Annotated in this window: 2 protein-coding genes and 1 pseudogene; all 3 read left to right on the top strand. The window is 49.1% G+C overall.

Annotated elements, in window-relative coordinates:
• Positions 1-993, top strand: a 993-nt coding sequence (locus R7P72_RS23855; RefSeq protein WP_318110805.1) for a cbb3-type cytochrome c oxidase subunit I, incomplete at its 5' end; no start/stop codon positions are given.
• 20 nt (positions 994-1,013) lie between these two features.
• Positions 1,014-1,553: a cytochrome c oxidase assembly protein gene (locus R7P72_RS23850; RefSeq protein ID WP_005482726.1), complete on the top strand. Its 540-nt coding sequence runs from the start codon at positions 1,014-1,016 to the stop codon at positions 1,551-1,553.
• A 51-nt stretch (positions 1,554-1,604) separates the two neighbouring features.
• Positions 1,605-1,808: pseudogene (locus R7P72_RS23845) on the top strand (cytochrome c oxidase subunit 3); the annotation flags it as partial.

Below are 1,808 nucleotides of genomic sequence, written 5' to 3'. Positions count from 1 at the left end.
ATGTTCGTTTGGACTTGGTTGATCACTGCGTTCTTACTTATTGCCGTCATGCCAGTGTTGGCGGGTGCGGTGACGATGGTACTGACCGATAAGTACTTTGGTACCAGCTTCTTTGATGCTGCGGGCGGCGGCGATCCTGTGATGTTCCAACACATTTTCTGGTTCTTTGGTCACCCAGAAGTGTACATCATGATTTTGCCGTCGTTCGGGATCATCTCTGCCATTCTTCCTGCATTTAGTGGCAAAAAGCTGTTTGGCTATCACTCTATGGTGTACGCAACATGCAGTATCGCGCTTCTTTCTTTCCTTGTGTGGGCACACCACATGTTCACGACAGGCATGCCCGTGTTTGCAGAACTGTTCTTTATGTACTGCACCATGTTGATTGCGGTACCGACCGGAGTAAAAGTGTTTAACTGGGTCGCAACCATGTGGCGTGGCGCATTGACCTTTGAAACGCCAATGTTGTTTGCGATTGCGTTTATTGTTCTGTTCACTATTGGCGGATTCTCGGGTTTGATGCTTGCTATTGTGCCGGCGGATTTCCAGTACCACGATACCTATTTTGTGGTTGCGCACTTCCATTATGTCTTGGTGTCTGGCGCGGTCTTCTCAATCATGGCGGCGTCGTATTATTGGTTGCCGAAATGGACGGGGAATATGTACGACCACAAGTTGAGTTTGTGGCATTTCTGGTGCTCAGTCATTTCCGTCAATGTCCTTTTCTTCCCGATGCATTTTTTAGGTTTGGCGGGCATGCCGCGAAGAATCCCTGATTACGCGATTCAATTTGCGGATGTGAACCAAATCGTATCTATCGGCGGCTTTGCCTTTGGTTTGTCGCAACTGATTTTCTTGTGGGTCGTGATCAAGTGCATTCGTGGCGGAGAGAAAGCGTCGGCCAAACCTTGGGAGCGTGCAGAAGGATTAGAGTGGACTGTGCCAAGCCCTGCGCCTCATCACACCTTTAGTACGCCGCCTAAAGTGGATTAACGGAACGAGAGGCGAAGGACATGGCAGACAAATCATCCCACAAAAAGCTCACGATAAAGTTAGTGCTGGCCACTTTTGCCATGTTCGGGTTCGGTTTTGCGCTCGTGCCGCTCTATGACGTGATGTGTGATGCGTTAGGCATCAACGGTAAAACCAGTGATGTTGCAGCGATTCAACCTACGGGGATGCAACCCGATTTGAGCCGGACGATTCGTGTGGAGTTTATGGCACACGTCAACCCAGATATGCCGTGGGAGTTTAAGCCGAAAGTCATTTCGATGAATGTTCATCCAGGTGAAGTCGTGCAAACTGAATACTTGGCATTTAACGAAAGTGGACAAAGGCTGGTGGGGCAGGCGGTGCCTTCCGTTTCTCCCGGCAACGGTGCAGCTTACTTCAACAAAATAGAGTGCTTTTGTTTTACGCAACAGCCGCTGGATGGAAAGCAGCACGCTCAGATGCCATTGATTTTCTATATTGAGCCCGATTTGCCGGACTCAATACATACATTAACGCTGTCTTATACACTCTACAAACTTCCTCCTCCCACAGGCAGTTAGCCTCTCAAGGAGTGAGATACAGGCCAAATAGTGTCTGTAAGGAGAGAACTGATGAGTAATAAACCTGGAACCTATTACGTTCCTGCTCAAAGTAGTTGGCCGATCATTGGCGCGTTTGCTCTGTTTTTAGTCGCCGTCGGTGCGGGCATGACGGTGCAAGGTACTCAAAGTGATGGTGCGGTCGGTGTTGTTGGTCGCATTGTGCTTGCCGTAGGCTTTTTGTTTCTGCTTTACATGTTGGCAGGGTGGTTTAGT

It is taken from the genome of Vibrio sp. Vb0888 (assembly GCF_033338835.1).
GTDB classification, from domain to species: domain Bacteria; phylum Pseudomonadota; class Gammaproteobacteria; order Enterobacterales; family Vibrionaceae; genus Vibrio; species Vibrio alginolyticus.
The sequence above is the reverse complement of the archived record's forward strand: the minus strand, read 5'-3'. Positions and strand labels throughout refer to the sequence as shown.

What these genes read in the sequence shown, in the direction of transcription:
- R7P72_RS23850 (WP_005482726.1), top strand. Translation starts at nt 1,014, where the DNA reads ATGGCAGACAAATCATCCCACAAAAAGCTCACGATAAAGTTAGTGCTG.